This is a genomic window from Pseudomonas sp. Marseille-QA0332, assembly GCF_054950175.1.
Window position 1 is genome coordinate 1478540 of record NZ_CM143106.1, and the last position, 25520, is coordinate 1504059.

The 25520-nt window shown below is 62.4% G+C and carries 27 protein-coding genes and 4 pseudogenes; 18 read left to right on the forward strand and 13 right to left on the reverse strand.

All coding sequences use genetic code 11. The annotated features are described in order from the left end of the window. Positions 1–35: 35 nt before the first annotated feature. The 3 genes from ACY8GK_RS06895 (at position 36) to ACY8GK_RS06905 (ending at position 2218) form a co-directional block, all read left to right on the forward strand. Positions 36–668, forward strand: coding sequence for a LysE family translocator (locus ACY8GK_RS06895; RefSeq protein ID WP_196178790.1), 633 nt, complete (start codon positions 36–38; stop codon positions 666–668). Between the two features lie 128 nt (positions 669–796). After that, positions 797–1309, forward strand: a complete 513-nt coding sequence (locus ACY8GK_RS06900; RefSeq protein ID WP_196178792.1) for a DUF3016 domain-containing protein — start codon at positions 797–799, stop codon at positions 1307–1309. Positions 1310–1453: 144 nt separating this feature from the next. Then, positions 1454–2218, forward strand: a complete 765-nt coding sequence (locus tag ACY8GK_RS06905) for a carbon-nitrogen hydrolase family protein (RefSeq protein ID WP_462402692.1) — start codon at positions 1454–1456, stop codon at positions 2216–2218. A gap of 6 nt (positions 2219–2224) precedes the next feature. Here the strand turns inward: ACY8GK_RS06905 and ACY8GK_RS06910 are convergent, their stop codons facing one another. The 3 genes and pseudogenes from ACY8GK_RS06910 to ACY8GK_RS06920 form a co-directional block, all read right to left on the reverse strand. Then, on the reverse strand, positions 2225–2731 hold the full coding sequence (locus ACY8GK_RS06910; RefSeq protein ID WP_196178796.1) for a methylated-DNA--[protein]-cysteine S-methyltransferase: 507 nt from the start codon (positions 2729–2731) through the stop codon (positions 2225–2227). Positions 2732–2847: 116 nt separating this feature from the next. Next, the gene (locus ACY8GK_RS06915) at positions 2848–4434 is read right to left on the reverse strand and encodes an ABC-F family ATPase (RefSeq protein ID WP_196178797.1); all 1587 of its coding nucleotides are present in this window, start codon (positions 4432–4434) and stop codon (positions 2848–2850) included. Positions 4435–4576: 142 nt separating this feature from the next. Next, positions 4577–4985 (reverse strand): annotated as a pseudogene (locus ACY8GK_RS06920) (DNA adenine methylase); the annotation flags it as partial. 454 nt (positions 4986–5439) lie between these two features. Between ACY8GK_RS06920 and ACY8GK_RS06925 the strand changes: the two are divergent. From ACY8GK_RS06925 to ACY8GK_RS06935, 3 pseudogenes are all read left to right on the forward strand, one after another. Beyond that, positions 5440–5625: pseudogene (locus tag ACY8GK_RS06925) on the forward strand (IS3 family transposase); the annotation flags it as partial. 10 nt (positions 5626–5635) lie between these two features. Further along, a pseudogene (locus ACY8GK_RS06930) lies at positions 5636–5763 on the forward strand (type II toxin-antitoxin system HicB family antitoxin); the annotation flags it as partial. Between the two features lie 79 nt (positions 5764–5842). Continuing rightward, a pseudogene (locus tag ACY8GK_RS06935) lies at positions 5843–6070 on the forward strand (transposase); the annotation flags it as partial. 121 nt (positions 6071–6191) lie between these two features. On the opposite strand, the gene ACY8GK_RS06940 reads toward ACY8GK_RS06935, so the two are convergent. Further along, a complete protein-coding gene (locus ACY8GK_RS06940; RefSeq protein ID WP_462402994.1) occupies positions 6192–7949 on the reverse strand; it encodes an OPT family oligopeptide transporter in 1758 nt (585 codons plus the stop codon). Positions 7950–8349: 400 nt separating this feature from the next. On the opposite strand from ACY8GK_RS06940, the gene ACY8GK_RS06945 reads away from it, so the two are divergent. Continuing rightward, positions 8350–8757 (forward strand): hypothetical protein, encoded by a 408-nt coding sequence (locus ACY8GK_RS06945; RefSeq protein ID WP_462402693.1) that lies wholly within the window; start codon positions 8350–8352, stop codon positions 8755–8757. 119 nt (positions 8758–8876) lie between these two features. On the opposite strand, the gene ACY8GK_RS06950 is transcribed toward ACY8GK_RS06945, so the two are convergent. Then, positions 8877–9494 (reverse strand): LysE family transporter, encoded by a 618-nt coding sequence (locus ACY8GK_RS06950; protein WP_196178807.1) that lies wholly within the window; start codon positions 9492–9494, stop codon positions 8877–8879. A gap of 206 nt (positions 9495–9700) precedes the next feature. Between ACY8GK_RS06950 and ACY8GK_RS06955 the strand changes: the two genes are divergently transcribed. The 10 genes from ACY8GK_RS06955 to ACY8GK_RS07000 all read left to right on the forward strand — a co-directional run bounded on the left by ACY8GK_RS06955 (position 9701) and on the right by ACY8GK_RS07000 (position 19299). Beyond that, the gene (locus ACY8GK_RS06955; RefSeq protein WP_462402694.1) at positions 9701–10888 is read left to right on the forward strand and encodes an MFS transporter; all 1188 of its coding nucleotides are present in this window, start codon (positions 9701–9703) and stop codon (positions 10886–10888) included. Between the two features lie 289 nt (positions 10889–11177). Then, positions 11178–11621 (forward strand): CsgE family curli-type amyloid fiber assembly protein, encoded by a 444-nt coding sequence (locus tag ACY8GK_RS06960; RefSeq protein ID WP_462402695.1) that lies wholly within the window; start codon positions 11178–11180, stop codon positions 11619–11621. Positions 11622–11635: 14 nt separating this feature from the next. Next, positions 11636–12061 (forward strand): curli assembly protein CsgF, encoded by a 426-nt coding sequence (locus ACY8GK_RS06965; protein ID WP_196178813.1) that lies wholly within the window; start codon positions 11636–11638, stop codon positions 12059–12061. 122 nt (positions 12062–12183) lie between these two features. Next, a complete protein-coding gene (locus ACY8GK_RS06970; protein ID WP_462402696.1) occupies positions 12184–13335 on the forward strand; it encodes a hypothetical protein in 1152 nt (383 codons plus the stop codon). Positions 13336–13407: 72 nt separating this feature from the next. Beyond that, entirely contained in the window at positions 13408–14277 is an 870-nt protein-coding gene (locus ACY8GK_RS06975) for a CsgG/HfaB family protein (RefSeq protein WP_196178817.1), read from the forward strand. A 15-nt stretch (positions 14278–14292) separates the two neighbouring features. Continuing rightward, positions 14293–14799, forward strand: coding sequence for a curlin-associated protein (locus tag ACY8GK_RS06980; RefSeq protein ID WP_196178819.1), 507 nt, complete (start codon positions 14293–14295; stop codon positions 14797–14799). A 2-nt stretch (positions 14800–14801) separates the two neighbouring features. Beyond that, a complete protein-coding gene (csgH, locus tag ACY8GK_RS06985) occupies positions 14802–15104 on the forward strand; it encodes a curli-like amyloid fiber formation chaperone CsgH (RefSeq protein WP_230375932.1) in 303 nt (100 codons plus the stop codon). A gap of 313 nt (positions 15105–15417) precedes the next feature. Next, positions 15418–16305: an amidohydrolase family protein gene (locus ACY8GK_RS06990; RefSeq protein ID WP_196178821.1), complete on the forward strand. Its 888-nt coding sequence runs from the start codon at positions 15418–15420 to the stop codon at positions 16303–16305. Positions 16306–16352: 47 nt separating this feature from the next. Continuing rightward, entirely contained in the window at positions 16353–17582 is a 1230-nt protein-coding gene (locus tag ACY8GK_RS06995; protein WP_196178823.1) for an MFS transporter, read from the forward strand. A gap of 106 nt (positions 17583–17688) precedes the next feature. After that, a complete protein-coding gene (locus tag ACY8GK_RS07000) occupies positions 17689–19299 on the forward strand; it encodes an amidohydrolase family protein (protein ID WP_462402697.1) in 1611 nt (536 codons plus the stop codon). A gap of 205 nt (positions 19300–19504) precedes the next feature. Here the strand turns inward: ACY8GK_RS07000 and ACY8GK_RS07005 are convergent, their stop codons facing one another. The 8 genes from ACY8GK_RS07005 to ACY8GK_RS07040 all read right to left on the reverse strand — a co-directional run bounded on the left by ACY8GK_RS07005 (position 19505) and on the right by ACY8GK_RS07040 (position 24130). Then, positions 19505–19945, reverse strand: a complete 441-nt coding sequence (locus ACY8GK_RS07005; RefSeq protein WP_462402698.1) for an HhH-GDP family DNA glycosylase — start codon at positions 19943–19945, stop codon at positions 19505–19507. Continuing rightward, entirely contained in the window at positions 19942–20166 is a 225-nt protein-coding gene (locus ACY8GK_RS07010; RefSeq protein WP_196178829.1) for a DUF2188 domain-containing protein, read from the reverse strand. Before ACY8GK_RS07010 ends, ACY8GK_RS07005 begins: the two co-directional genes overlap by 4 nt. 185 nt (positions 20167–20351) lie before the next feature. Further along, positions 20352–21278, reverse strand: coding sequence for an AEC family transporter (locus tag ACY8GK_RS07015; protein WP_196178831.1), 927 nt, complete (start codon positions 21276–21278; stop codon positions 20352–20354). A gap of 291 nt (positions 21279–21569) precedes the next feature. Further along, positions 21570–22463 (reverse strand): LysR family transcriptional regulator, encoded by an 894-nt coding sequence (locus ACY8GK_RS07020; RefSeq protein WP_462402699.1) that lies wholly within the window; start codon positions 22461–22463, stop codon positions 21570–21572. A gap of 347 nt (positions 22464–22810) precedes the next feature. After that, positions 22811–23035 (reverse strand): DUF2188 domain-containing protein, encoded by a 225-nt coding sequence (locus ACY8GK_RS07025; protein ID WP_196178835.1) that lies wholly within the window; start codon positions 23033–23035, stop codon positions 22811–22813. A gap of 40 nt (positions 23036–23075) precedes the next feature. Continuing rightward, a complete protein-coding gene (locus ACY8GK_RS07030; RefSeq protein WP_196178837.1) occupies positions 23076–23369 on the reverse strand; it encodes a DUF6555 family protein in 294 nt (97 codons plus the stop codon). A gap of 220 nt (positions 23370–23589) precedes the next feature. Further along, the gene (locus ACY8GK_RS07035; protein ID WP_196178839.1) at positions 23590–23862 is read right to left on the reverse strand and encodes a PepSY domain-containing protein; all 273 of its coding nucleotides are present in this window, start codon (positions 23860–23862) and stop codon (positions 23590–23592) included. A 58-nt stretch (positions 23863–23920) separates the two neighbouring features. Further along, positions 23921–24130, reverse strand: a complete 210-nt coding sequence (locus tag ACY8GK_RS07040; protein ID WP_196178841.1) for a hypervirulence associated TUDOR domain-containing protein — start codon at positions 24128–24130, stop codon at positions 23921–23923. A 274-nt stretch (positions 24131–24404) separates the two neighbouring features. On the opposite strand from ACY8GK_RS07040, the gene ACY8GK_RS07045 reads away from it, so the two are divergent. Beyond that, a complete protein-coding gene (locus tag ACY8GK_RS07045; protein ID WP_196178843.1) occupies positions 24405–25502 on the forward strand; it encodes a carboxynorspermidine decarboxylase in 1098 nt (365 codons plus the stop codon). Positions 25503–25520: the final 18 nt, after the last annotated feature.

Sequence of the window (25520 nt, forward strand, 5' to 3'; positions counted from 1 at the left end):
AGAATCGTGGCTTTGCACCTTGAGCACAGCCGCCCATGGAACAGTTCCTGATCATCGCCCTTGCCCACTTTCTTGCCTTGTTGTCGCCTGGACCGGACTTCTTCCTGGTCGCCCGCACGTCGATCACCGCCGGCTGGCAGGTTGCCAGTGGCGCTTGCCTGGGCATCGCCATGGCCAACGGCCTGTTCATCGCCGCCGCCTTCGCCGGCTTCACCGTGCTCAAGCCGGGCAGCATCGTGTTCGTCGCCTTGCAGTTGGCCGGTTGCGCCTACCTGTTGTACATAGGCGTGTCGTTCCTGCGCCATGCCGGCAAGAGCAGGCTGGCGGTCGAAGAACCACGGGCGGCGGTTGGACGTGACTGGACACGCGCCTTCGGCATGGGCCTGCTGTCTGGGTTGCTCAATCCGAAGAACGCGCTGTTCTACGTCAGCCTGGCGAGCCTGGTCAGCGGCAGCCAGTCGAGCCTTGGCTGGAAGCTGGTCTATGGCATGTGGATGTTCGCGGTAGTCCTGGGCTGGGACCTGCTGGTGGCGATGGCGATCGGCAATCGCCGCGTGCTGCGCCGGTTCGAGCTGGCGCTGCCCTGGCTCGAGCGCGGCTCAGGCGCCATGCTGCTGGCGCTGGGTGCCGGCGTGCTGGTTCATCTGGCACTCGAGATGACCGCTTGAACGCAGGCCCAGGCTGCACCCGGACAGATGACCGGTCCCTCGCGACAGTGAACCGCACGGGCCTCGCCCTGCTCTACAGTGTCGAGTTGCCGCGGTGTAGACGGCACAGAAGGTTGTCCGGAGGTCACATGCGTACTCCCCTGATGGCTGCCCTGCTGATGCTCGCAGGTGGCGCCAGTGTCGCCCAGGACCAGCCGGCCGCCCAGGTCGAGGTCCGCTTCGAGCAGCCACAAGACTATCGTGACGCTCGGCTCAGAGGCCCTGGCCCCGCACGCGGCGCCGACGCGGACGTGATCGAGGCCCTGACCAAGCATCTGCGGCAGCTGGGCCAACGCTACCTGACCCCAGGCCAGCGCCTGCGGATCGAAATCCGCGACATCGACCTGGCCGGGCGCTTCGAACCTTGGCATGGTCCGGGTTACGAGGTGCGCTTCATGCGCGACATCACCTGGCCAAGCATCGACCTCTACTACACCTTCGAGCAGCCTGGCCAAGCCTCCATCCAGGCCGCCGACCGTGTCAGCGACAAATCCTACCTGAGCAGGCCCGGGCGGCAGGCCAGCAGCGACCGGCTGTATGCTGAAAAAGCCATGCTCACCGACTGGTTCCGCCAGCGCTTCGCCAGCCCGCCTGCCTCCTGAGCAGCCGAATCGTGTCGCTCGTCGCAATACTGGCCAAAAGCCAGGCCAGCGATCGATCCCTTGTGGACAGGCACTGGTGAAGGTCCGTGGCCAGGGGTATGCTCGCCCCCTGGATCCTCCACTACCTGCCAGGGACGACTGACGATGAAGATCTGCGCCGTACAAATGGCCTCGCTCAAGGGCGACGTGCAAGGCAACCTCGAGCGTCACCTGTGGTGGCTTGAACAGGCCAAGGCCCGAGGCGCCGAACTGGTGTCGTTCCCCGAGCTTTCGCTGACCGGCTATTACCCGAGCCTGGCCAGGCAGCTCTCCGCGCCGGCCGGCACGTCGCTGCTCGATCCCTTGCAGGCTGCCTGCGATGCGGCCGGCATCGCGGTGGCCGTGGGGTTGCCAGTGTCGAGCCTGCAGGGTGTGAAGATCGGCATGGCGATCCTGCGCGCGGGCCAGCCACGCCTGGCCTATGCCAAGCGACGCTTGCACGAGGACGAGATGCACTGGTTCGTGCCTGGCGATCAGCAACTGGTCTTCCAGGCAGGACCGCAGCAGATCGCCCCGGCCATCTGCCATGAGTCGATGTTCCTCAACCACGCCCAGCAAGCTCGCGCGCTGGGCGCGACGCTCTATCTGGTCAGCGTGGCCAAGACCACCAAGGGCGTGACCCAGGGTTTCGAACATTATCCGGAAGTGGCGCGGCGGCTGGAAATGCCGGTAGTACTGGCCAACTGTGTGGGAGCTGCCGAAGATTTCACCGGCGCTGGCCATTCGGCCGCCTGGGATGGCCGCGGGCAATTGCTGGACCAGCTCGACGGCGAAAGCGAAGGCCTGGTGCTGATGGACCTGGCTACCGGGCACGCCGAGGCGCTCAGCTTGCGTGGCCCGTGGAACCGGGACCAGCGCGCGCCTCGATGAGCCGGGCTAGTCTGCGCCCAGTGCCAGCACTGCCTGCCGCCCTTCCAGGGTCAGCAGGAATGCCTTGGCCTGCAACCCGCCAGCGAAGCCGGTGAGCCCGCCCGAGGCGCCGATGACTCGGTGGCACGGTGCAATGATCGAGATCGGATTGCGCCCATTGGCAGCGCCGACGGCACGCACCGCCGTCGGGTTGCCGATCTGCCGGGCTATCTGCCCATAGCTGCGGGTTTCGCCGAACGGGATGTTCAGCAGCGCCTGCCAGACCTGACGCTGGAAAGTGGTGCCGGCGAAATCCAACGGCAGCTCGAAACGCTGCCGGGCCCCGGCGAAGTACTCGTCGAGCTGGCGTGCGGTTTCCAGCAGCAGCGGGTGCTCATCGTCGCGGTGCAAGTCGCCCAGCGCCACCCGGTTGGCCCGTTCGTGCTCCCAGAGCACCGCCGCCAGACAGTCCTGGCGCGCCACCAGGGTCAGGGTCCCGACCGGCGATGGCATGTGGGTAAACGCATTGGACATGAGACGCCTCCGGCCAGGACAAGGATCCGTTCACTCTAGCGCCGAGACGAGGCGCTGGCATCCGCTTTGTTGCGCTGAATCGGCGGGGCGGTCAGACGCCCGCCCCGCCGGACAGATCAGACCAGCACGCCCTGGCTGCGCAGGTAGTCGTCGTAGGTGCCGCTGAAGTCCACCACGCCGCTGGGGCTCAGCTCGATGATGCGGGTGGCCAGGGACGAGACGAACTCGCGGTCATGACTGACGAAGATCAGCGTGCCGGGATAGTTCTCCAGCGCCAGGTTCAGGGCTTCGATCGACTCCATGTCGAGGTGGTTGGTCGGCTCGTCCATCACCAGCACGTTGGGCTTTTGCAGGATCAGCTTGCCGAACAGCATGCGCCCCTGTTCGCCACCGGAAATGACCTTGACCGACTTGAGGATCTCGTCGTTGGAGAAAAGCATCCGTCCGAGGGTGCCACGGATCAGCTGCTCGCCCTGGGTCCACTGGCCCATCCAGTCGAACAGGCTCACATCGTCCTCGAAATCGTGGGCGTGGTCCTGCGCGTAATAGCCGACCTCGGCGCTGTCGGTCCACTTCACCGCGCCCTGGTCGGGTGCCAGCTCACCTACCAGGGTACGCAGCAAGGTGGTCTTGCCGATACCGTTGGGGCCGATGATCGCCACGCGCTCGCCCGCCTCGACGGTGAAGCCCAGGTCCTTGAACAGCACCTTGTCGTCGAAGGCCTTGGCCATCTTCTCCACGGTTACCGCCTGGCGGTGCAGCTTTTTGGTCTGTTCGAAGCGAATGAACGGGCTCACCCGGCTCGACGGCTTGACCTCGGCCAGCTGGATCTTGTCGATCTGCTTGGCGCGGGAAGTGGCCTGCTTGGCTTTCGAGGCGTTGGCCGAGAAGCGGCTGACGAACGTCTGCAGCTCGGCGATCTGCGCCTTCTTCTTGGCGTTGTCGGCCAGCAGCTGCTCACGCGCCTGGGTCGCGGCGGTCATGTACTCGTCGTAGTTGCCCGGGAACAGGCGCAGCTCGCCGTAGTCCAGGTCGGCCATGTGGGTGCAGACGCTGTTGAGGAAGTGCCGGTCGTGGGAAATGATGATCATCGTGCTGTTGCGCGCGGTCAGCACGTTTTCCAGCCAGCGGATGGTATTGATGTCCAGGTGGTTGGTCGGTTCGTCCAGAAGCAGCACGTCCGGATCGGAGAACAGCGCCTGGGCCAGCAGCACACGCAGCTTCCAGCCCGGCGCTACCTCGCTCATCGGCCCGAAATGCTGCTCCAGCGGGATACCCAGGCCCAGCAGCAGCTCGCCCGCGCGCGACTCGGCGGTGTAGCCGTCCATCTCGGCGAAATCGGTTTCCAGCTCGGCCACCGCCATGCCGTCTTCCTCGGTCATCTCCGGCAGCGAGTAGATGCGATCGCGCTCGGCCTTGACCTTCCACAGCTGCTCGTGGCCCATGATCACCGTGTCGATGACGCTGAACTCCTCATAGGCGAACTGATCCTGGCGCAGCTTGCCCAGGCGGGTGTTCGGCTCGAGCATCACCTGCCCGGCAGATGGCTCCAGGTCCCCGCCGAGGATCTTCATGAAGGTCGACTTGCCGCAACCGTTGGCGCCGATCAGGCCGTAGCGGTTGCCGTTGTTGAACTTGACCGAGACGTTTTCGAAAAGCGGCTTGGCGCCGAATTGCATGGTGATGTTGGCGGTAGAGATCAAGAGGGTGTCCTGCGGGGCTTTCAGAGGGGTGATTCGGGCCCAGCCAGAGGTTTGGGCCTATTTTGGGCCCAATTCTAACATACAAGCCCCTCATGCCCTCCCTCCTTTCGGCGTCCTGCCAACTCAATGCCCCTGCCAATTTCTAGAACAGCTGGCCCAGTGCTGATGGCTCCCAGCTGGTGATCACCAGTTCACCTGTGACCTCGGCCTTGCCGACCCGCTGGTTGGCCGTCGAGTAGCGGATGTCCAGCCGCTCCATGTGGAAGCCCTCGAACGCCTGCCGGATGTCCGGATGATCGTTGATGCTGACCATGAGCTTCCCCTTACACCGGCGCATGAAGTCGGCCATCTCCTCGTACTGCTCGAACGGGAAGGACCCCATACCCTTCCGTCTGCCAATACGGCGGGTCCATGTAGAAGAACGTGTACGCTCGATCGTAGCGCTCGGCGCAGTCGAGCCAGGACAGGCTTTCGATGCAAATACCGGCCAGACGCCGCCAAGCTGCTGAGAAGTTCTTCCCAATGTGCAGCACGTTGACCGTGGGCGCCGTGATCGGTGCTTATACTTATCGTCTGCCGCTATGGCAACTGACATTACTACCAGTAGTCATGCTCGGCATAGCGGGATAGTCTCAACATCGATGGCCGCAATTAACCATTCATTGCGCATTAGCACCTTCCAATGGAGCCGTATCGATGAACCTTAAAGAAATTCGCATTTCACTTGCAGAGATCGATGGCGATACCAGCCCTGAGGTATTGATCGAGTCCTACACCCGGGCAAGATATAGCGTTCTCCATTTCTGTCTCTTCTTCAAAAAAAGACGGTATCTACGATAAGGTCAACGGCCGCGGGGACGCTAACGCAGATGGTGAAATGGACGAAAAAGACAAAGAGATATACCGTAATTTTGCTCAAGCAGCATACGACCTCCTGAAGTGATTTTGACAAACGCATGAGCTGGAACTTGATTTTTCCCCCTCCACTCGTTTTCCATCACCAAATTCACAGATTACGTGGCGCCTATACCCGAACCGGATCGAGAAACGGCGCTGCGCAATCTGTCGATTGCCTTCGAGCATTACAACGAGCAGCATCCGCACAGCGCTTTGAAATATCGATCACGGAGAGAATTCAGGCGCTTGGCAGCAGCATCAATTTTAACGGGGAGTTGGTGTCCGGTTTGGTAGGGGCACGTCCAAGACCGAGGAGGTCAACGTCACTCTGCCGGGCTTCGTCATCCAGAAGATCGACCAATACGTGCCTGATCACAACGTAAAAGTCGATCATCGTGTCTGGCGGATGCAGCCATGGAAAAACTGGGACGCTGGAAGTGCAACCCCCGGCTCAACGGCCGGGGTTCGTCTGTGTCACGTCGCGTTGCAAGCTGGACACGCTGCTCAAGCAATGATCCAGTTCGTTGCCCAGCGCATGATGGAATTCGACGTCGAAGGGCTGTGTGGCGCCGGCTTCGATATCAAAAGCCTGACCGGCCAAACAGTTCGAAACGGCTACCGTGACCGCCTCTGGCAAACACGCGCGAGCGACGTAGACCTGAAGACCCAAGGCTGCGCCAAGGTAGCCACTTCCAGGCTTTCCGAGCCACGGCACACGGCCGAAAAGGCCATGACCAGCCAGCAAGACCATCGCCGCGTAGCGTTCTGCAGGATGGGCTCGAAGCCAGCCATGGCCAATGGCCCGCGTGGCACCCCACGCCAGGCATCGCCAGGCCAAGTTCGGCCCCAACCTTGCGCAGTTACAGCGTCCGAAGCATCTCCCAGAACGATGTCCCTACGCCCGTGATGCTTTCGCCGGCGATCAAGCCCGCTGCCGCGGTAATTGCAAAGCGCTCCGTGACGCTCGGCCAACGGCAGCTGACCAGCCAGGTCAGCACCGCGCCAAGGCCCATCATCATGGCGATCGACGCCGGCAATATGAATGCCAACCCCAGCGCGGCGGTACTTGGCAGCCAGCGGGCCGTTCGAGGCGGCAGCAGGCTGTCCAGCGCGCCCAGCAACACGCCAATGGCACTACCGGCCACTATCGCCCAGCGAATTTCTGGCGACAGCGCCCCCAGCCCCTGCGTCAGCGTCTGGGCCACCGCCTTCCAGGTCGCGACGGCCGGTGCGGGCCATTGCTCGGTGAGCAGCATGGTATGCGGATCAGGGATCAGCATCAGGTACACCAGCACGCCAACCACGCTGCCGATGAAGATACCCAGGCATTGCGCGATCAGCTGCTTGTGCGGCGTCGCGCCAATCGCCAGGCCGACCTTGAAGTCGTTCATCAGGTCGGTGGACTGCCCGGCCGCGCCACCCGCCGTATTGGCACTCATCAGGTTGACCGGCACTTGACCTGGGGCGATAAGACCGAAGCCGAGCTGCGACAGCTTGCCAATGGCGCCGATTGGCGCGATGCCAGTGGCGCCGACCACGCGCGCCGCGACCACGGCAAGGCAAATCGCCAACGGAATGCTCAACAGCGCCATCCACCAGTCGATCCCGAACAGCAGCGCCTGCAGGGTCACCACCAGCGCGATGGACAGCAGCAGGCCAGCCGCAGGCCATGCTGAAAACCGCAGCCTGGCGTGTGGTGCCCGGCTCGCGGAGAAGTTGCCGGGTCGTCGCCGTGGCACTTGGAACAGACGAACCGCCAATGAAGTCAAGGTGGCACAGACCATCAGGCTCACGCCCGGCCACAACAGCCACTCCACCAGCGTGGCGAACTGCGGTCCGCTGGCGTTCGGGGCAAGCACCACCAAGGCCCGGTCGACCAGCCACGGCGCCAGGCCGCCCCAGGCCAGCGCGGCGCCGAACAGCAGCGTCAGGCCCACGCGAATGCCGATGATGCTGCCGAAGCCGATGAGCAACAGCGAGGGCTCCAGCGTGAAGGTCAGACGCTCGAGCGCAGGCGTGGGCGCCCAGCGCGGTATCGCCCAGACGAAGCCGTCGATCCACTTCACCAGCCCTGACAACAGCGCGGCGCTGAACAGCACCTTGATCCGCGTCATGGCTTCGCGCCCATGACGGTAGATCTGCTGCAGCGTTTCCAGCGTCGCCATGCCTTCGGGGAACTTCAGGCCATGATCGTTGAGCAAGGCCGGACGCAGATACCAGGCGATCCAGATGCCCAGGAAACTCACCGAAAAGACCCAAGCCATCATCGGCACCGGATCCAGTTGCTGGCCGGTGAGCAGCGTATAGGCAGGAATAGGCGCGACCAGCCCGCCCGAGATGATCGAGGCAGCGGCCGAAGCCACGGTCTGGTTGATGTTGCTTTCGTGCAATGACCACCTGGGCCGATCCTTCTTGCGCCCCGCCAAGCCCTGCCACAGGGCGAAGCCGACCAGCAACGCGATGATCGACATGTTGAACGACCAGCCGATCTTTAGCCCCGCGTAGACATTCGATGGCGTGAGCACGATGCCCAGCACCGCGCCGGTGAGCACCGCCCGCAGGCTCAGTTCACGTTCGACGCGAACCGTGGCGTTGGCGGTGGGGGGAGCATGGCCCATGGCAAATCCTTCGTGAAGATCGCAAGCGCGGTCAGCACAACTGAACCCCGACAGCCATGAAGGTTCACTGATGCTTCTGGAGGTGATGGCTTTAGGCTTTGTACGGAAAGTCGCCGAGCGGCGATCAGGCAAGGCGAAAACAGGCGAGCAACGGCCGGGGTCGCGCTCGACTTTACTGGTTGTAAATGAGCATTCCATGCCTGTTTTCAGCGTAGCCTGATCGTCGCACAGGCATTTTTCGTAAGCAGCCGCTATCTTGCTGCGCTGCCCCGGGGCGATACTTCGACCATTGGCACCACGCACTTTGATTATCTGGCGCAAGGCAATATCCTGACCTCGACATGTGCTTGCGCGCATAGGCCACTGTCACGGAGCAGTCAACGAAATGGACAGGTTTCTCATGCTTCGGATCGTTCTCACGATCGTCGCGATACTCGGCATGGGACCGGTTACCTTGGCCTTCTCATGGTTCGTACCGTTCCTTTTGATATCGATGGCCGCTACCGGCTCCTACGGATACCAATCATTGGTCATCGGTTTCTCCACCGTGGCGCTGTGCGGATGCTGGAAGGCCTACACCCTGGCGATGGCCGTCAGGCCGACCCTGCGCCGTGAGTGGCTGGCGATAGTGGGCACGCTGGTGGCCCTGGCCTGGGGGGTCATCTGGGGCAAGCAGTTCGAGAAAGACCCAACCTGGCAGCTCGGTTTCCTGATGCCTGGCCTTACCGCCACGGTCATGCTCATGGTCACGGCCTGGCGGAGTTGGCGAGCACCAGCCGCTTGCGTAAACAGCAAAGCCGATCGATGAAGCTCGTGCGCCTCGACGGCTGCCTGGGTGACGCGGGTGCCAAGCTGGATGCCTTGGCCGCAGCGGTGCTGTCTCGGCTGCCCATGGCGCCATGACCGTCGACTCGCCGCACGGGGCGATCAGCGCATCGCCGCCAGCTTGATCCCGAACCCGAGCAGACAGCATCCAGCCAGGCGTTCCAGCACCGTGCCAACCCGCGGATTGGCCCGCATGCGTTCGGCCAGGCCGTGGGTCAATAGTACGACGAGCAACCCATAGAGAAAGGTCACCAGCGCCACGGTCGCGGCCATGAAGCCGAAGGTGAGCAACCCCTGATGACGCAGCGGATCGACGAACAATGGGAAGAAGGCCATGTAGAACATGATCGCCTTGGGGTTGAGCAAGGTGATCATCATGGTCTGGCGCAGGAAGTGACCATTGTCCATGCGACGCTTGCGCGGCGTGGCGCCGGGCTTGCCGAGCAGCATCCGCAGGCCCAGCCAGGCCAGGTAGGCAGCGCCTGCCCATTGCAGCACGTGGAACGCCGCCGGGTACGCGGCCAGCAAGGTGGCCATGCCGGCCACGGCCAGCCACAGCAGGACCTGGTCGCCGAGGATCACGCCACAGGTCGCTGCCAGGCCAGCCTTGACGCCGCCCCTGCCCGTGGCGGTCATCAGGGCAAGGTTGCCAGGGCCAGGGATGGCCAGAACGACGATGAAAGCGATGACGAAGGCGCTGTAGTCGGTCACTCCGAGCATGGGCGAGTCTCTTGAGCAGGTGTTGGTAACTGGAACGGCAGTCTATCACCGCCGCGAAGGCCGAGAGCAGCCAAGCTGGTACTCGATGCCAGCCTTGAGCGAATCGCCGCCTCCGCGCACCAGCAGGGCAAATCGTTAGCCTGCTTTCTTTTTTCCCTCCTGACCTGCATCATGTGGCCATACCACCGATTCCCGCGAACCAGCCCATGAACGCGCGCCAGCCTGCTCCCGGCCAGACCTCATCGATCACCCGACAAATCCTCGCGATCGTCTTCCACACCTTCATCGCTTTCCTGTGCATCGGCTTGCCGATCGCCGTATTGCCCAGTCATGTGCATGACCAGATGGGGTTCGGCGCGGTCACCGCCGGGATCACCATCGCCTCGCAGTACCTGGCCACCCTGCTCAGCCGCCCGGTTGCCGGGCGGGTGGTGGACACGCTTGGTGGCAAGCGGGCGATACGCTACGGGCTGTACGGCATCATTGGCTGCGGGGTGCTGACCTTGCTGTCGAGCTGGTCGTTGGGCTTTCCAGCGCTGAGCCTCGCGCTGCTACTGGGTGGACGCTTGCTGCTCGGCCTGGCTCAGGGGTTGATCGGTGTCGCGACCTTGAGCTGGGGCATTGGCCAGGTCGGTACCGACCATACCGCCCGGGTGATTTCCTGGAACGGCATCGCCTCCTACGGCGCCATCGCCATTGGCGCCCCGCTGGGGGTGCTGATGGTCGATGCGCTGGATTTTGCCCTGCTGGGGCCGGCCTTGATCGGCCTGGCTGGCGTGGCCTTGTGGGTTCTGCACCGGCAGACGGACGTGAGCGTGACGCGCGGTGAGCGCCTGCCCTTCTGGTCGGCCTTTGCCCGTGTCGCGCCATGTGGCGTCGGCTTGACCCTGGCTTCGATCGGCTACGGCACGCTGACCACCTTCGTCACCCTGTATTACCTCGAGCGCGGCTGGGTTGGCGCGGCTTGGTGCCTGACGGTCTTCGGCCTGTGCTTCATCCTGTCGCGGCTATTGTTCGTCAACGCCGTGAACCGCTTCGGCGGCTACCCGGTGGCCATGGCCTGCATGGCCACCGAAGTGGTCGGTTTCGTCCTGCTCTGGCTGGCCCCTGCCCCCGCCTGGGCGCTGCTTGGCGCCGGACTGGCTGGCTTTGGCCTGTCGCTGGTGTATCCGGCGCTCGGCGTCGAGGCCATCAAGCAGGTGCCCAGCAGCAGCCGGGGCGCTGGGCTCGGGGCCTATGCGGTGTTCTTCGATCTGGCCCTGGCCACTGCCGGTCCGGCAATGGGCGCGCTGGCCGCCCGAGCCGGCTATGCCTCGATCTTCTGCATGGCGGCGTTGCTGGCGCTGGCAGGGGTCGCCCTGGCCGCGCTGTTGGCACGACAGGCGGCGCGCTGAACTGCGATAGCCTCCGGTCAGCGACAACTTCTCGACGTGCCGCGAAAAACAACTACCCCACAACAACCCGACATCCCATTACGCGACACGCCCCACTTATATATCCATCCCCACTTCAAGAGAAACTCTAACTCAACAGAACGCTCACTCGTTTTGACGCCGGTATTCCGCCGCGACAAAAGTGTTTCATTGGCGTCAGAATACTGTAAATAAAATATTACACGATTAATGGCGCATCGCCATTTAATGAAATACAGTGTCTTCACCCAGTCGCAAATGCACCGAAGTCATGAACTATTCCACGCTCATCAAGATGATTGTGCTGCCGCTGTGCGTCGTCTCGACGGCACATGCGCAGGATACGGTCAGCCCCACGCAGAGCCTGTCCGAGCAACGCACGCTCAGCCGGACCGAGGTGGCCGGACTGGTGGTGGGGCAGACGGTCACCCTGGCGGGCCGGGCGTTCTACGACAGTTTCGCGACGGCATGGCAGGAGCTGGACGAGGCCGGGCGTTTCAGCGTCGCGATCAGCGAGCGTCCGACCGCGCGCCTGGGCAGCCAGGTGTTCGTCGACTATGGCAACCGGCGCCTGCTGCAGATGTTTCTGCCGCCCAACCGCACGCAGATCCCCGCCTTGGGCGCGGATGCCGCGGCCCAGGTATTCCAGGCCATCCTCGACTACCAGCTTGCGCAGTTCTTCGGTGACCCGGACCTGGGTCGTGACGAATTTTGAAGGGAGCATGCAGAATGTTTCGCGTATCAGCCATTTTATCGAGCCTGGCCCTGTGCACCGCGCTAGTTGGCGTGGCGCCGGCAAGCGAGCTGGTCTATGTACCGAACAATCCGTCCTTTGGCGGCAATCCGCTCAATGGCCCGGTATTGCTGAACCAGGCCAACGCGCAGAACAAGTTCACGGAAAAGTCCAATTCCGGTTCATCGGCGCAAACCGCTCTGACGCAGTTCAACAGCATGTTGCAGAGCGCCATTCTCAGTCGCGTGTCGTCGGCCGTGACCTCGAGCATCGTCGGTGCCGATGGCCGCCTGACGCCTGGCACGGTCGAAACGACCGACTTCACCATCACCATCACCAACCTTTCCGGTGGCCTGTTGCAGATCGTCACCACCGACAAGACGACAGGCCAGACTACCCAGTTTCAAATAAACCAGCCTTGAACTTCTGATGTAACGACTGCTGTAAGAAAAACCTGTTGTGCGCACTGTTGTGCAATCGGCGGGCAGGTATACCTGCGTCAAGAAATGCAATAACCCACCCTCTGGAACATAGGAAGTCATCCATGAACGCACGTAAATCGCTTCTGTCCATTGCTGTACTGGTTGCCCTGTCCGGCGCTGCCCTCGCCGATGGTGGTTCGGTCAATACCCGCCAGGCGGGCGACCACAACGTCCTGACCGTCGACCAGGCATTCGCCGCAGGTTCCAACGTCACCATCAAGCAGACCGGCAGCCAGAACGATTCGGCCGTCAACCAGACCGGTGCCCGCAACAACGCCACCGTCAGCCAGGCTTCCGCCGCTTCCCTGCCCAGCGGGGTCGACCAGGTCGCGCGCCTGAATCAGGGCGGCGAGCGCAACGATGCCAGCATCTACCAGCAAGGCACCACCGCCGGCAAGGCCAGCGCCACCATCAACCAGGCGCTGCATGGCGGCAGCCACAACAAGGCCAGCATCAGCCAGGTAGCCGGCCGCGACAACGCCACCGCGCTGATCAACCAGGCCGGCACCGCGAACAAGGGCTTCATCAATCAGGAGAAGACCATCGCCGGCGCCGCCACCATCAACCAGAACGGCATTGGCAACTACGGTGAGATCAACCAGACCGACAGCTACATCGGCGAATCGGTCAAGGTGTCCCAGACCGGCCTGGGCAACAAGGGTCTGATCAACCAGTACGACACCGACTTCAAGAACGCCAGCATCAACCAGGGTGGCCTGAGCAACTACGGCTACATCGAGCAGACCGGGGCCAACTTCGGCGGGGCCGACATTGCCCAGAACGGCAGCTTCAACCACGCCCGCGCCCTGCAGCGCTCGGGTAACAACATGAATGCCAGCATCGTCCAGACCGGCGTCGGCAACCGCGCCACCACCGACCAGGCGGGCCATGATCACACAGCGACAATCAAGCAGGACGGTGCGCACAATGGCCTGGCTTCGGTCACCCAGCGCGGCAATACCCAGACCGCCAGCGTGACCCAGGACTGGGGCAGCAACAACGTGGCCTTTGTCGATCAATCTGGCGCGCACAACGAAGAGACACTGCTGCAGAGCGGCTTCAACAACAACGCCAGCGTGACCCAGAGCGGCTTCGGCGCGGCCGGCGTCGGCTACGTCAACACCGTCAGCCTGACGCAGACTGGCAACCTGCATTCGGCCACCGTGAGCCAGTCCGGCGGTGCCGGCAACAGCGCCGTGATCGTCCAGCGTTAACCGTCGCCGTTCGGCTTTTATCGATGTCGTTCCCCGCCCACCGCGTGGCGGGGATTTCACTGGAGTACGAGCATGCGCGCCCGCACACTGTCACTGATGATTTTCGCGGCGGTCCTGGCAAGTGGTTGCGTCACCTCCAAGCCAGCTGGCACCACGTCCGCTGCGAGCATTTCCCCGCCGACCCAGAGCACACGGGACCTGATGCAACTGCCGGCACCGGCCGGCCCGATTTCCGTCGCGGTGTACGGCCTGCGCGACCAGACCGGTCAATACAAGCCCTCGCCCGACAGTTCGTTTTCCACCTCGGTCACCCAAGGCGCGGCATCGCTGTTGGTGACCGCGCTGCGCGACTCGCGCTGGTTCAAGCCGGTCGAGCGCGAAAACCTGCAGGACCTGCTCACCGAGCGCAAGATCATCCGCGCGCTGGAGCTGCCTCAGGACCAGGCCCAGGTACAGTTGCCCTCGCTGCGTCCGGCCAACCTACTGATCGGCGGCGCCATCGTCGCCTATGAAAGCAACGTGCGCACCGGTGGCCTTGGCGTGCGCTACCTGGGCATCGGTCCCTCGGAGCTGTACCGGCAGGACCAGGTAACCATCAACCTGCGCGCGGTGGATATCCGCACCGGTGACGTGATCCAGAGCGTGACCACCACCAAGACGGTGTTTTCCACCCAGATGGATTTCGGCGTGTTCAAGTACGTCTCGCTCAAGCACCTGCTGGAAGTCGAAACCGGCTTCAGCCGCAACGAGCCGGTGCAGCAGTGCGTGCGCGAAGCCATCGAAAGCGCCTTGATCCACCTGATCGCCCAAGGTGTCCGAGACGGCAGCTGGCAACTCAGGAACCCCCAAGAGCTCAAGCAACCGTTGCTGCAGGGTTATCTGCGAAGCTACGACGAGCAGACCATGACCCAGCCCATCAGCGACCCGAACCAAGCCCACTGACGATCGGAGACAAGCATGGCGTACCCCAGGCGTTACTGGCACACCGCACTGCTGACGGCCATGCTGGCCTGCACGGGCCTTGCCCAGGCCAGCGACCTGTTATCGGAAGGCCGCTACGCCGGTATCGGCGGCAGCCGGCTCGACCTGACCCAGGCCGGCAGTTCCAACCAGACCCGTATCGAGCAGGCCGGCCCGGCGCAGCGCCTGGCGCAGACCCAGACAGGCGTGGCGAACATCGCCAGGATCAACCAGGGCGGTGCCAGCAACCTGGCCGCTGCCTACCAGGTGGGCCTCGGCAATGACCTGGCGCTCACCCAGTCGGGCCAGTACAACCAGGCCGCCGTGGTCCAGGCCGGCAGCCACAACCAGGCCGCCGTGGTGCAAAGCGGCGCCTACAACCAGGCGTTCGTCGGCCAGTATGGGCAGGGCAATCAGGCCAGCGTTACCCAGAGCGGTTTCGGTGGGACGGTCTCGGTGACCCAATACGGCGACCACTCCAGCGCGACGGTGACGCAACGATGATCATGGATTATTCGCAGCTGGCGGTCGCCATCGAGGCTGAACACACGGATACGGCCGTGTTGATCCGACCGCGCATCGACAACCCGGTGCCCCTGACCTTGCGCTATCGGTTGACGGTCAGCCAGGTCAGTGGTGGGAACACCTCGAGCATCAATCAGCAAGGCCAGCTGCGCAGCGGCGAAGTGTCGTCGACCGTCCAGCTCAGCCTGCCTGAGCACGGCCATTGCCTGGCCCGACTCGAAGTGTTCGACGAGCAGGCGCTGATCAAGACGGTCGATCGAGACTGCGCACCGAACGCGCCTTGAGCATCGACCTGGCGCCAGAGCCCGCCAACCGACCGATCGCCTGCGCGCCCGCTGCCAGCGGGCGCAGCGAGGCAAACCCTCCAGCCGTTCACCCGAGCGCAGCCGGCCGGTAGCTACGTGGCCTGCCGAGGCTTGAGCGGCTAGCCAGTGGACGACGCCAGCGCTCCATCCAAAGCAGGGGCATTGACAAACCTCGACCATGGATAGACCATGCTCTTACTTGTTGGACAACCTACATCCGACAAAATAATGACCACAAGGCCCCTCTGGACTGCTTGGCTGGCAGCTCAGTCGCTGATCAGGAGATCGATCGATGCACAAGCCTTCGGCGCCCCCCAAGGATCTTGCAGCCTGCGCGCCTCCCCTGGAGACGCTTCGCAAGCCTGCCTTCACGCTGCCTGAGCATGCATGCGACACCCATGCACATGTGATTTCGGCCGACTTCGCGCGCTATCCCTTGGTCGACGACCGCAGCTACACCCCTAGCCCGGCTCCGGAACAGGCCTACCTGGCCATGCTCGACAGCCTGGGCCTGCACAGGGGAGTACTGGTGCAGCCGAGCATCTATGGCACCGACAATCGTTACATGCTCGAAGTCATGCAGCGTCATCGGCAGCGACTGCGCGGCGTGGCCGTCGTGGATGAGCATGTCGGCGACGCCGCGCTCGAACACATGCATGCCACTGGCGTAAGAGGCGTGCGCTTCAACGTGCTGTTCCGCGGCGGCGTCGACCTGAACTCCATGGAACGGCTCGCCGCGCGCATCGCACCCTTGAACTGGCACGTGCAGTTTCTGATCGACGTGCGGCATCTGGATGAACTCGACAGCCGTCTGAAGAAGCTGCCCTGCCCGATCGTCATCGACCACATGGGGCATCTGCCGGCATCACAGGGATGCCAGCAGCAGGGCTTCAAGACCTTGTGCAGGAACGTCGCCGAGCGCGGCTGGTGGGTCAAGCTGTCCGGTGCCTACCGGCTGTGCGACTCGCACCCGGACTACGCCGAAGCCGATCGGCTGGCTCGCGCGCTGATCGCCCAGTCGGTCGAACGCATGCTCTGGGGCAGCGACTGGCCGCATGTGGCCCTGCAGCGCTCGCCCGATACCACGCTGTTGCTCGAGCGCCTGACCCGCTGGGTAGCAAACGAGCAACAGCTGCGGCAGATCCTGACGGACAACCCCGCCACCCTCTACGACTTCTGAAACACCCTCGACAGCTCGATACCTGCGAACTTGCGGAGAACAAGAAAATGAGTTGGTTCAGCGAACTCAACAAAGTTGAAAAGCGTACGTTTTATTCTGCCTTTGGTGGCTGGGCGCTCGATGCGCTGGACTTCATGGTCTTCACCTTCGTCATCGCCTCCTTGATGACGCTGTGGCACATCGACAAAGGCTCGGTTGGCTTGTTGAGCACGGTGACGCTGCTGTTTTCCTCCATCGGCGGATGGGGCGCGGGGATCCTCGCCGACCGCTATGGCCGTGTCCGCCTGCTGCAAATCAGCATCCTGTGGTTTTCGACCTGCACGGTGCTGATCGGCTTTGCCCAGGACTTCGAACAGCTGTTCATCCTTCGTGCGCTTCAGGGCCTGGGGTTTGGTGGGGAATGGGCGGTCGGTTCGGTGCTGATCGGCGAAATGGTCCGTGCCCGGCACCGCGGCAAGGCGGTTGGCATCGTGCAAAGCGGCTGGGCTGTCGGCTGGGGCGCGGCGGCGCTGCTGTACACGCTCGCGTTCAGCCTGCTGCCTGAAGATATCGCCTGGCGCTCGCTGTTCTGGATCGGCGTCGTACCGGCGCTGCTGGTACTGTACATCCGCAAGTACGTACCTGAACCGGAAGTCTTCCAGCAAACCCGCGAACGCCAGCTGCAAACGGGCAACGCACTGTCCTTCTGGCATATCTTCTCGCCTTCGCTGCTGCGAGTCACCCTGCTCTCGGCCCTCCTGTGCATGGGCGTCCAGGGTGGCTACTACGCCATCACCACCTGGTTGCCAGCCTATCTGAAACTGGAGAAAGGCTTGTCGATCTTCAGTACCGGCTCGTACCTGATGGTCGTCATCCTCGGTTCTTTCCTGGGCTACATCTGCGGCGCCTACCTCTCCGACCGCCTGGGCCGGCGCCCCAACTTCATCATCTTCGCCCTGCTTTCGGCGATCAGCGTGTTCTGCTACATGCAGCTGGAGCTGAGCAATACCCAGATGCTGATCCTCGGCTTCCCCCTGGGCTTCACCGCTTCGGGCATCTACAGCGGCATGGGCGCGTTCCTCACCGAACTGTACCCTTCCGAACTGCGGGCCAATGGCCAGGCCTTCTCCTACAACTTCGGTCGCGCCGTTGGCGCTCTTTTCCCTGGACTGGTCGGCTACATCAGCGCCAAGACCAGCCTGGGCACCGCGGTCAGCCTGTTCGCCGGTGGCGCCTACTGCCTGGTGCTGGTAGTCACCTGCTTCCTGCCGGAAACCAAAGGCAAGGAGTTGCACTGACGACTGAGCGCTTTGGTAAAGTGTCGCCCACGCATCGCTTGATCCGTGGGCACCGGCATGCCCAGGAACCGAGGCAGCGTTCCATCCCTCCTGACGACTGGGCAGCATGAACATCAAAGCCATAGGTCGACGCGACCATTACTCCATTGAAATCTCCCGCTACCTGGAGAACGAAATCCGCGAGGGTCGGCTACGCCCAGGCGACCGCATCCCAACCGAAACCGCCTTGGCGCAGGCGTTCGCGGTCAGTCGCAACGTCGTCCGGGAGGCTGTGGCACGCTTGAAATCCGCTGGCCTGGTCATCAGCCGGCAAGGGCTCGGCGCCTTCGTCGCCACCGAAGCCAACCAAAGCAGTTTCCGCATTCCCCATGAAGAGCTGGCCGATACGACAAAGCTGCGCCAGCTCTACGAGCTACGCCTGGAACTGGAGGTCGCCGCCGCCGCCATGGCTGCCAGGCGCCGCTCGCGCAACCAGCTCAAGGCCATCTCGTGCGCCCTTGATGCGCTGCGTGCCGGCATCGACGATGGCGACCAGGTCATCGAGCACAGCCTGCAATTCAAGCGGGCGATCGCCGACGCTACAGGCAACGAATACTATCGCAACTTCATCATCTTCCTGTGCGGGCATGTGTTCGAAGCCGCTTCACTCGAGCGGCGCCTGGCTGGCACGGCGGGGCTCGGCGAAGCGCTGCTGGCCGAACACCAGAACATCTTCGATGCGATCAAGCTAGGCGACCCGGACCTGGCCCGACGCGCCACCTGGCAACAGATCATCAATTCGGCAGAGCGCAACGGCTTGCGAGGCTTGCAGGGCTGGGAGATCACCCGCATGAGTTCGCTCGGGGAGACCTACGCGCCGCAATGCCCCGGTCCTGATCCAAAGCCGCGCAAGCCGAGCCGTGCGCTGCCTGCCAATGCCTGCGATTGTCATTTCCATATCTTCGACGACGCCAACGGCCAGGCGTTTACCCCACACCGCTCCTACACCCCCCCGCCTGCGCGCCTTCGCGAGTTCCTCGAAGTCCAGCAAGCCCTGGGCCTGAGCCGAGGTGTCATCGTCCAGCCCAGCGTGTATGGTTCGGACAACCAGACCACCCTCAAGGCGCTGGCAGACGCTGGCAGCAGCTTCCGAGGCGTGGTGGTGATCCAGGCCGATACCAGCTTCGAGCAACTGCAAGCGATGCATGCATTGGGGGTCAGGGGCGTGCGCCTGAATCTCATCTTCAAAAGCGGTGTCGAGGTCTCGGATGTCGCCGCCCTTGCCAAGAAAGTGGCGCCTCTGGGATGGCACCTGCAGCTGCTGATCGACATCACCGAGTTCGCCGACCTGTATGACACGCTTTCAGCACTTGCAGTCGATGTGGTGATCGACCACATGGGGCACATGCCTACCAGCTGCGGGCTGCAGCACCCAGGCTTTCGCGATCTGTTGCGCCTGCTCGAGGAAGACAAGGCCTGGGTGAAACTTTCCGGCCCCTACCGCTTCACGGCCAGTCAGGATGTGCCCTACGACGATGTCACGCCTTATGCCAAGGCACTGATCAAGGCAAACCCGGCACGTGTGCTGTGGGCCAGCGATTGGCCGCATCCATGCATTCCAGTGCCCATGCCAAACGATGCGGACCTTCTGGAAGCGCTGTTCGTCTGGGCCGAAGGTGACGACCGGATCATCGAACAGATACTGGTGAGCAATCCTGAAAGGCTGTATGGCTTCTGAGGCAGGTTCACCGGGCGATACGCCTCACTCCAAGCTGCACGACGGGCCGAGACCAGGAGGAGGAAAAGACGTCTGCAATGATTTCTAGGCGGTAGCAGTATCTCTAGGACATGAACTACAAGCGATAGAGAAAATCGCAAGCGAGAAACGCTTTTTTTTCCGCAAGCCGACCCGGAAATTTCGCCGCTTGCGTAGTTGGTCGCGGTCACTCCCGAGCACCGCGCAACGCCTCGGCAGCCTCGCGCATGAAAATCTCCACCGTCTTTGGCCCGATACCTTCGAAGCTCAGCAGCCAGCGCTCGAAGTGAGCGCTGTCGTGGGCCCCGCTCGCCAGGCACTGCAAGTGCCGCTCCAGGCCGGCCTCCAGCTTTTCGCCAAGCCGCCTGAGCCGACGTGACGTGGATTCGTCGTAGCGGGCATACCCAGCCTGCCCCAGCAGTCGTACGAGCGAGGCATGCGAACAGCCGGCCAGCTTCCCGGGCGTGTCCAGCCCATGCTGATCGACCAGGACCCGGTAAGCCTGCAACGCGACGCTCGAGCGAATACGCTTGCCGACCAGGAAGCTGGCGAGCAGCCACTTGTAGAGGCCTTGCCCGCCTGCTTGCGTCAGATCGATCCCAAGGTCTGCCGGCGTGATCGGAATCAAGCCTTGCTACGCCTCGGGTCAGCCGCGCGTGGGTAGGTGCGCTCTTGCTTGATGGTGCCGTCGGCCTTGTGGATCTTCACCGAGGCAGTCTCGCCCTCGAAGAGCCCGGCGAGCGAGCCGACGAGCGCCTGCTTGGTGGCGCTTCGCTTGGAACCATATTCGGCCTTGGGCCTCGTGAGTTCCCGGCCATCGGCAACTGGACTGGCATGATCGTTATCCATGGTCGCTCCTTTGCGTGACGACAATTCGCTCGAATACAGGCCGTGCCAGGCCCAGTCACCCCTCACCGGTGGGTGATCTTGAGACCCGTCAAGCGCAAAATAAATTCATCGATAGCGCCAGGCAGATGAGCATGGAAGCAGACGACAGGTCACGGCGCACCGAGATCGAGCCGACGGCATCGGAATCAGAGCAGATGAGAGGTTGCCAGCAAGACTGCTGGCAGCGCCAAGGCCGCTATCAAGGTCTGCCCGGCGATGATGCCTGCCATCAAGGGAGCGTCTCCTCCTAGCTGCCGGGCCATGATGTATGCCGAGGAGGCCGTAGGTAGGGCCTGGAACATGACTACGGCCAAAGCGGCTTCTCCCTGCAGACCGAAGAGCCTGCAAATGAGAACCGTGGCCAGTGGCATCGCAACGAACTTTGCTATCGAACAAACCCCTATCGGATGCAACCACCTTCGCACGGCATGCAGATTCAGTGCAGCGCCAATGCAGAGCAATCCCAAAGGCAGCGAAGACTGCCCTAACGTCTTGAGCGCCGGCTCGATGCCTGGCGGAATAGCCAGCCCGCTGGCCTGCACGCTGATCCCGAGCGCACAGGCCATTATCAGCGGATTGAAGATCAGCTGCCTGAGCACGCCAGCAAATGTGGCCCGGCTGCCAGCGCCGTATCTGGCGAACACGAGCACACAAAGAATATTCACAGTCGGCACGATCGCGGCATTCGCGACAGCTGCGATGGCGATACCCTGAGCACCGAAGATGCCCGCAGCGGCTGACACGCCGACGTAATTATTGAACCGGACACTTCCTTGAAACAACGAGGTAAAGGCTGGGTCGTCCACGGAAAATAACCGACGCGCCATGACCATGATCGCCGAAACGGCGATGGTGGATGAAACCAGGACGCTAATCATCAGCCTGACCGGTAGCTCGCCCAATTCGGCAGTGGCCAGGCTATGGAAAAACAGCGCTGGAAGCAGAACGTAGTAACCTAGCCTTTCGGCATGGGGCCAGAAGTCATCACCGATGAAGCCGGTGGTGCGCAGCCAGAATCCCAGCCCAATCAGCAAAGCGATGGGAACGAGCGAGAGGGTCAATGCGGTTGCCATAGGGTCTTACCAAGCTGTCTCGTTTCGATCAACAGTGCCTGGCTCAGAGAACGGCACACGAAGATGGCCTGCCCCCGTCGTCAGACGAAGGACGTTCAGTCCAGTTGCGACATCGATGCGGATTCGGGTACCCCGTTCTTCGCACAGGGGGAGCTTCGGTGCGGTCGATGAGCAGTTTTTGACAAATGTGTATTCGCTTCGCAACGGCGACCGTGACGCCCGTCGAAGGTGGTCCAACGATAAGAGAAAGCTCGGTCGATAAAAAACGATATTAAATCACTCGAACCGCGATTATTTCTCATGGGTCGCGGCAGGGCCCGCTTGTTCTCTTATGGCGCTCACCACGGCCTGGGCTAGCCGGCCCGCCGGTCGATCTTCGCGTTCCAAAAGCACCACGAGACGTGTCTTCTGAGGCTCGCCAAAAGGGATGCGTATCAACTGTTCGGTCATTGATAACTTGTCTTCGGCGATTGGAATGACCGCAACTCCCAAGCCACTCGAAACCATTTTCACTATGGCCTCCTGGCTATCAAGTTCCATCGTCGTCCGGACTCTCAACCTCGAACGACGCAGCTCCCGTTCGATCGTCCGGCCAGCCCACGCCTTGCGATCGAATCGTATGAACGGATATTCGAGAAGGAGCTGCTGCGGATCATCGCTGGTCACACCGGCCGGCGCGATCAGCCAGAAACGTTCCCGATAAAGCGGTGTGCTGACAAGACCATGGGGGTAAGGCTTCACTGGCTCCGTGGTTACCGCGACATCGAGTTCGCCCGTCTCGAGTTTCATGGCAAGTTCTGCTGACATGCCAGAGGCCACGTTGAAGCGGATATGCGGATGCTGATAGGTCAGCGCAGCCAGTGCAGAAGGCAAGACACCTGCCAGGGCTGTTTGTATGGCGCCTATGCGCAGGCGCCCGCGCAACTCGCTTCCCTCGCCCAGATCGGCGGCGATGCTGTCATAGAGCGCGACGATTTCTCGAGCTCTTTCGACAGCGAAATGGCCGGCCTCCGTCAGGACGGGAATCCGCCGAGACCTGTCGAAAAGAGACGCGTTGAAGGCTTCTTCCAAGGCGCGAATATGAAGGCTTACGGCGGACTGAGTCAGATGCACTGCCTCTGCGGCTCGAACGAACGAGCCGTGCCTGGCTACGGCAAGTAGGGTTCGAAGCGCTCGCAACGACAAGATCGGTTCCTCAAGAGATAAGCGCAGGCCAACAGCGAAGTCAGGGCGCCACGAAGTTCGCCGAGCGGCAAGCAGGCAAGGCGAAAACAGGCGAGGAAGCAGAGTTTACTGGTTGCAAATGAGCATTCCGAGCCTGTTTTCGCCTTGCCTGATCGTCGCGCAGGCACCTTTCGTACAAAGCCTTAGCAAACTTTTCACGTCCGGCTCCTGGAGATCAGGCAAGGCAAGCTCATCCAGCGTGTGAATCGACGCTTCGTCGCACCCAGGGAAGTGGCGGATAGCCAGCTAGCGGGCTTGCCCGCTTGCTTCCTTCATGCCGGCCTCAGGGTCTGCCGGCGTGACCGGAATCAACCCTTGCTACGCCTCGGGTCAGCTGCGCGCGGGTAGGTGCGCTCTTCCTCGATGGTGCCGTCGGCCTTGTGGATCTTCACCGAGGCAGTCTTGCCTTCGAAGAACTCGGCGAGCGAGCCGACGAGCTCCTGCTTGGTGGCGCTTCGTTTGGAAGCACGCTCGGCCCCGACCTTTCTGAGTTCCCAGCCATCGGTGGCAGGGCTGACGTGATAGGTGTCCATGGCGTTTTCCTTTTCTTCATTAGTGATCGTGGTTCCGGTGCTAGGCGCGTTCGGTGGCATCGGAACGCCTTTGGACAGCGATCGGGCGAGGTACGAACTCGCCCCCCCGCCCGGCCACCTGCCACCTCACTCCGGCAATACCATGGCGCTCGGCCATCGGCCGACTGACCATCTTGATGTTCTGCTGTCCGAACCTCGGGATGATGCCAACGCCTGCATCGCAGCTCGCCCAGTGCCAGGCCACTGCGTTATCCATTTTCTCCAGGCGAATGATGAAGCTGCGATGTTTGCCGTGGAGTTCATATTCGATTACGTACAACTGCTGCCCAGCCATAGCCTTCCATCCTCTGTTCGTTCGTTATTGAGCGGTCGAAGGGCGGAAAAATTCCTTTGCAAAGCCAGGCGGCGTGAAGGTGAGGTCACGCTTCGGCACAGGACCGCCGCACGCTTGGCTGGAGGGGCATCGATGCCGCCGGATCGGGGCTGATGCAGGCAGGCAGGACAGGGCCGCATGGCGGCCCATCGCGGCCATCCCAACCACGCCTGCCCAAGGTTCAGTGATCCATCTCGTCCTTGGTGATCTGCCCGCTGTACGGATCGATCTCGAACTCGTATTTCATGCCATCGGCCTTGGTGCCCTCGCCTTCCCAATGATTGTCGTCGGCCTCGATCTTGGTCACTTGGGTGTATCCGGCGGCCTTGAGGGTTTCCCTGGCCTGGTCCATGGTGACTTTCCAGTCAGCGCCTGGCTGGTCGGCCCAGGCCGAGGTCGCGCCGAGCGCGCCGGCCAGGGCCAGGCCGGTGAACAGTCGAGTCATCATTTTCATGGCAAGCTTCCTTTTGATGTGAAGGTACGTTTTCCGACCGGCCGTCGCCGAGGTTGGTTCAGTCGCGCGCCAAGGCGTCCTCGCGGTGCATGGCCAGGTGCCCGGTCTTTTCGCTCTCGACCTCGTACTGCGGCTGCTCGGGCGAACAGTGGCGCTGACGTCCGCGAAACTCCACGTCACGGGTATGCACCTTGGTCACCTTGCCGTGGATGACGCCGGCCTCGGAATTCCAGCGCACCTGGTCGCCTACCTTGTACTTGCTGCTCATCGGTTGCTCCTTGGCCCCGAGAACTGCCGGGGCGTTGCTCGAAATGGTCACATTGCCGTGTTCAACTGAGTCCGTGCGGGGGCGAAAATTCCTTGCCGTGGAGCCCGGCGGTGCTGGCGCGCCGCGTTGCTGGAAGCGGCGCGGCAGACGTCGGCGGCGAACATCGCCCAGCGCGTGCCACGCCGACGAAAAGCGCGTTTCGCCCTTTCGATCTGGGCCAAGGGCAGGCACAATGCGGATCTTTTTTTTGGCCGGCCTGGCCGGAGGCCTCTGAATGATCAAGACCCCGTACTACCTCATCGACAAACAGAAGCTGCTGGGCAACATGCAGAAGATCGCCTATGTGCGCGAACAGTCCGGCGCCAAGGCCCTGCTGGCCCTGAAATGCTTCGCCACCTGGTCGGTGTTCGACCTGATGCAGCAGTACATGGATGGCACCACTTCCTCGTCGCTGTACGAGCTCAAGCTCGGCCGCCAGAAGTTCGCTGGCGAAACCCACGCCTACAGCGTGGCCTGGGCCGACGACGAGATCGAGGAGATGCTCGAGAACTGCGACAAGATCATCTTCAACTCGATCGGCCAGTTGCAACGTCATGCGCAGGCTTGCGAAGGCAAGGTGCGCGGCCTGCGTGTCAACCCGCAGGTGAGCAGCTCGGACTACCTGCTGGCCGACCCGGCGCGCCCGTTCAGCCGCCTGGGCGAATGGGACCCGCAGAAGATCGAGCAGGTGATCGGGCAGATCTCCGGCTTCATGTTCCACAACAACTGCGAGAACGGCGATTTCGCCCTGTTCGACCAGATGCTCTCGCACATCGAGGAACGCTTCGGCCACCTGCTGCACCAGGTGCAGTGGGTCAGCCTTGGCGGTGGCATCCACTTCACCGGCGAAGGCTATGCGCTGGATGCATTCTGCGCGCGGCTCAAGGGCTTCGCCCAAACGTATGGCGTGCAGGTCTACCTGGAGCCGGGCGAAGCGGCGATCACTCAGAGCGCCTCGCTGGAGGTCACCGTGCTCGACACGCTGTACAACGGCAAGCACCTGGCCGTGGTCGACAGCTCGATCGAAGCGCACATGCTCGACCTGCTGATCTACCGCCTCAATGCCAAGCTGGCACCCAGCGACGGCGAGCATACCTACATGGTCTGCGGCAAGTCGTGCCTGGCCGGCGATATTTTCGGCGAGTACCAATTCGATCGCCCGCTGGCCATCGGCGATCGCCTGTCGTTCATCGACGCGGCCGGCTACACCATGGTCAAGAAAAACTGGTTCAACGGTCTGAAGATGCCCGCCATCGCGGTCAGGCAGCTCGACGGCAGCGTCGAGGTGGTTCGCGAGTTCGGTTTCGAAGACTACGTATCCAGCCTGTCCTGAGACAGGCTTCATCGAGGA

Excerpts from the sequence above, each read along its gene's own strand:
- ACY8GK_RS06895 (WP_196178790.1), top strand. The coding sequence starts at position 36 with ATGGAACAGTTCCTGATCATCGCCCTTGCCCACTTTCTTGCCTTGTTG.
- ACY8GK_RS06980 (WP_196178819.1), top strand. The coding sequence starts at position 14,293 with ATGGCGTACCCCAGGCGTTACTGGCACACCGCACTGCTGACGGCCATG.
- ACY8GK_RS07010 (WP_196178829.1), bottom strand. The coding sequence starts at position 20,166 with ATGGATAACGATCATGCCAGTCCAGTTGCCGATGGCCGGGAACTCACG.
- ACY8GK_RS07040 (WP_196178841.1), bottom strand. The coding sequence starts at position 24,130 with ATGAGCAGCAAGTACAAGGTAGGCGACCAGGTGCGCTGGAATTCCGAG.
- ACY8GK_RS06905 (WP_462402692.1), top strand. The coding sequence starts at position 1,454 with ATGAAGATCTGCGCCGTACAAATGGCCTCGCTCAAGGGCGACGTGCAA.
- ACY8GK_RS06970 (WP_462402696.1), top strand. The coding sequence starts at position 12,184 with ATGAACGCACGTAAATCGCTTCTGTCCATTGCTGTACTGGTTGCCCTG.
- ACY8GK_RS06945 (WP_462402693.1), top strand. The coding sequence starts at position 8,350 with ATGCTTCGGATCGTTCTCACGATCGTCGCGATACTCGGCATGGGACCG.
- ACY8GK_RS06965 (WP_196178813.1), top strand. The coding sequence starts at position 11,636 with ATGTTTCGCGTATCAGCCATTTTATCGAGCCTGGCCCTGTGCACCGCG.
- ACY8GK_RS06910 (WP_196178796.1), bottom strand. The coding sequence starts at position 2,731 with ATGTCCAATGCGTTTACCCACATGCCATCGCCGGTCGGGACCCTGACC.
- ACY8GK_RS07015 (WP_196178831.1), bottom strand. The coding sequence starts at position 21,278 with ATGGCAACCGCATTGACCCTCTCGCTCGTTCCCATCGCTTTGCTGATT.
- ACY8GK_RS06955 (WP_462402694.1), top strand. The coding sequence starts at position 9,701 with ATGAACGCGCGCCAGCCTGCTCCCGGCCAGACCTCATCGATCACCCGA.
- ACY8GK_RS07035 (WP_196178839.1), bottom strand. The coding sequence starts at position 23,862 with ATGAAAATGATGACTCGACTGTTCACCGGCCTGGCCCTGGCCGGCGCG.
- ACY8GK_RS06940 (WP_462402994.1), bottom strand. The coding sequence starts at position 7,949 with ATGGGCCATGCTCCCCCCACCGCCAACGCCACGGTTCGCGTCGAACGT.
- ACY8GK_RS06900 (WP_196178792.1), top strand. The coding sequence starts at position 797 with ATGCGTACTCCCCTGATGGCTGCCCTGCTGATGCTCGCAGGTGGCGCC.
- ACY8GK_RS07025 (WP_196178835.1), bottom strand. The coding sequence starts at position 23,035 with ATGGACACCTATCACGTCAGCCCTGCCACCGATGGCTGGGAACTCAGA.
- ACY8GK_RS06975 (WP_196178817.1), top strand. The coding sequence starts at position 13,408 with ATGCGCGCCCGCACACTGTCACTGATGATTTTCGCGGCGGTCCTGGCA.
- ACY8GK_RS06990 (WP_196178821.1), top strand. The coding sequence starts at position 15,418 with ATGCACAAGCCTTCGGCGCCCCCCAAGGATCTTGCAGCCTGCGCGCCT.
- ACY8GK_RS06960 (WP_462402695.1), top strand. The coding sequence starts at position 11,178 with ATGAACTATTCCACGCTCATCAAGATGATTGTGCTGCCGCTGTGCGTC.
- ACY8GK_RS06995 (WP_196178823.1), top strand. The coding sequence starts at position 16,353 with ATGAGTTGGTTCAGCGAACTCAACAAAGTTGAAAAGCGTACGTTTTAT.
- csgH (WP_230375932.1), top strand. The coding sequence starts at position 14,802 with ATGGATTATTCGCAGCTGGCGGTCGCCATCGAGGCTGAACACACGGAT.
- ACY8GK_RS07000 (WP_462402697.1), top strand. The coding sequence starts at position 17,689 with ATGAACATCAAAGCCATAGGTCGACGCGACCATTACTCCATTGAAATC.
- ACY8GK_RS07030 (WP_196178837.1), bottom strand. The coding sequence starts at position 23,369 with ATGGCTGGGCAGCAGTTGTACGTAATCGAATATGAACTCCACGGCAAA.
- ACY8GK_RS06950 (WP_196178807.1), bottom strand. The coding sequence starts at position 9,494 with ATGCTCGGAGTGACCGACTACAGCGCCTTCGTCATCGCTTTCATCGTC.
- ACY8GK_RS07045 (WP_196178843.1), top strand. The coding sequence starts at position 24,405 with ATGATCAAGACCCCGTACTACCTCATCGACAAACAGAAGCTGCTGGGC.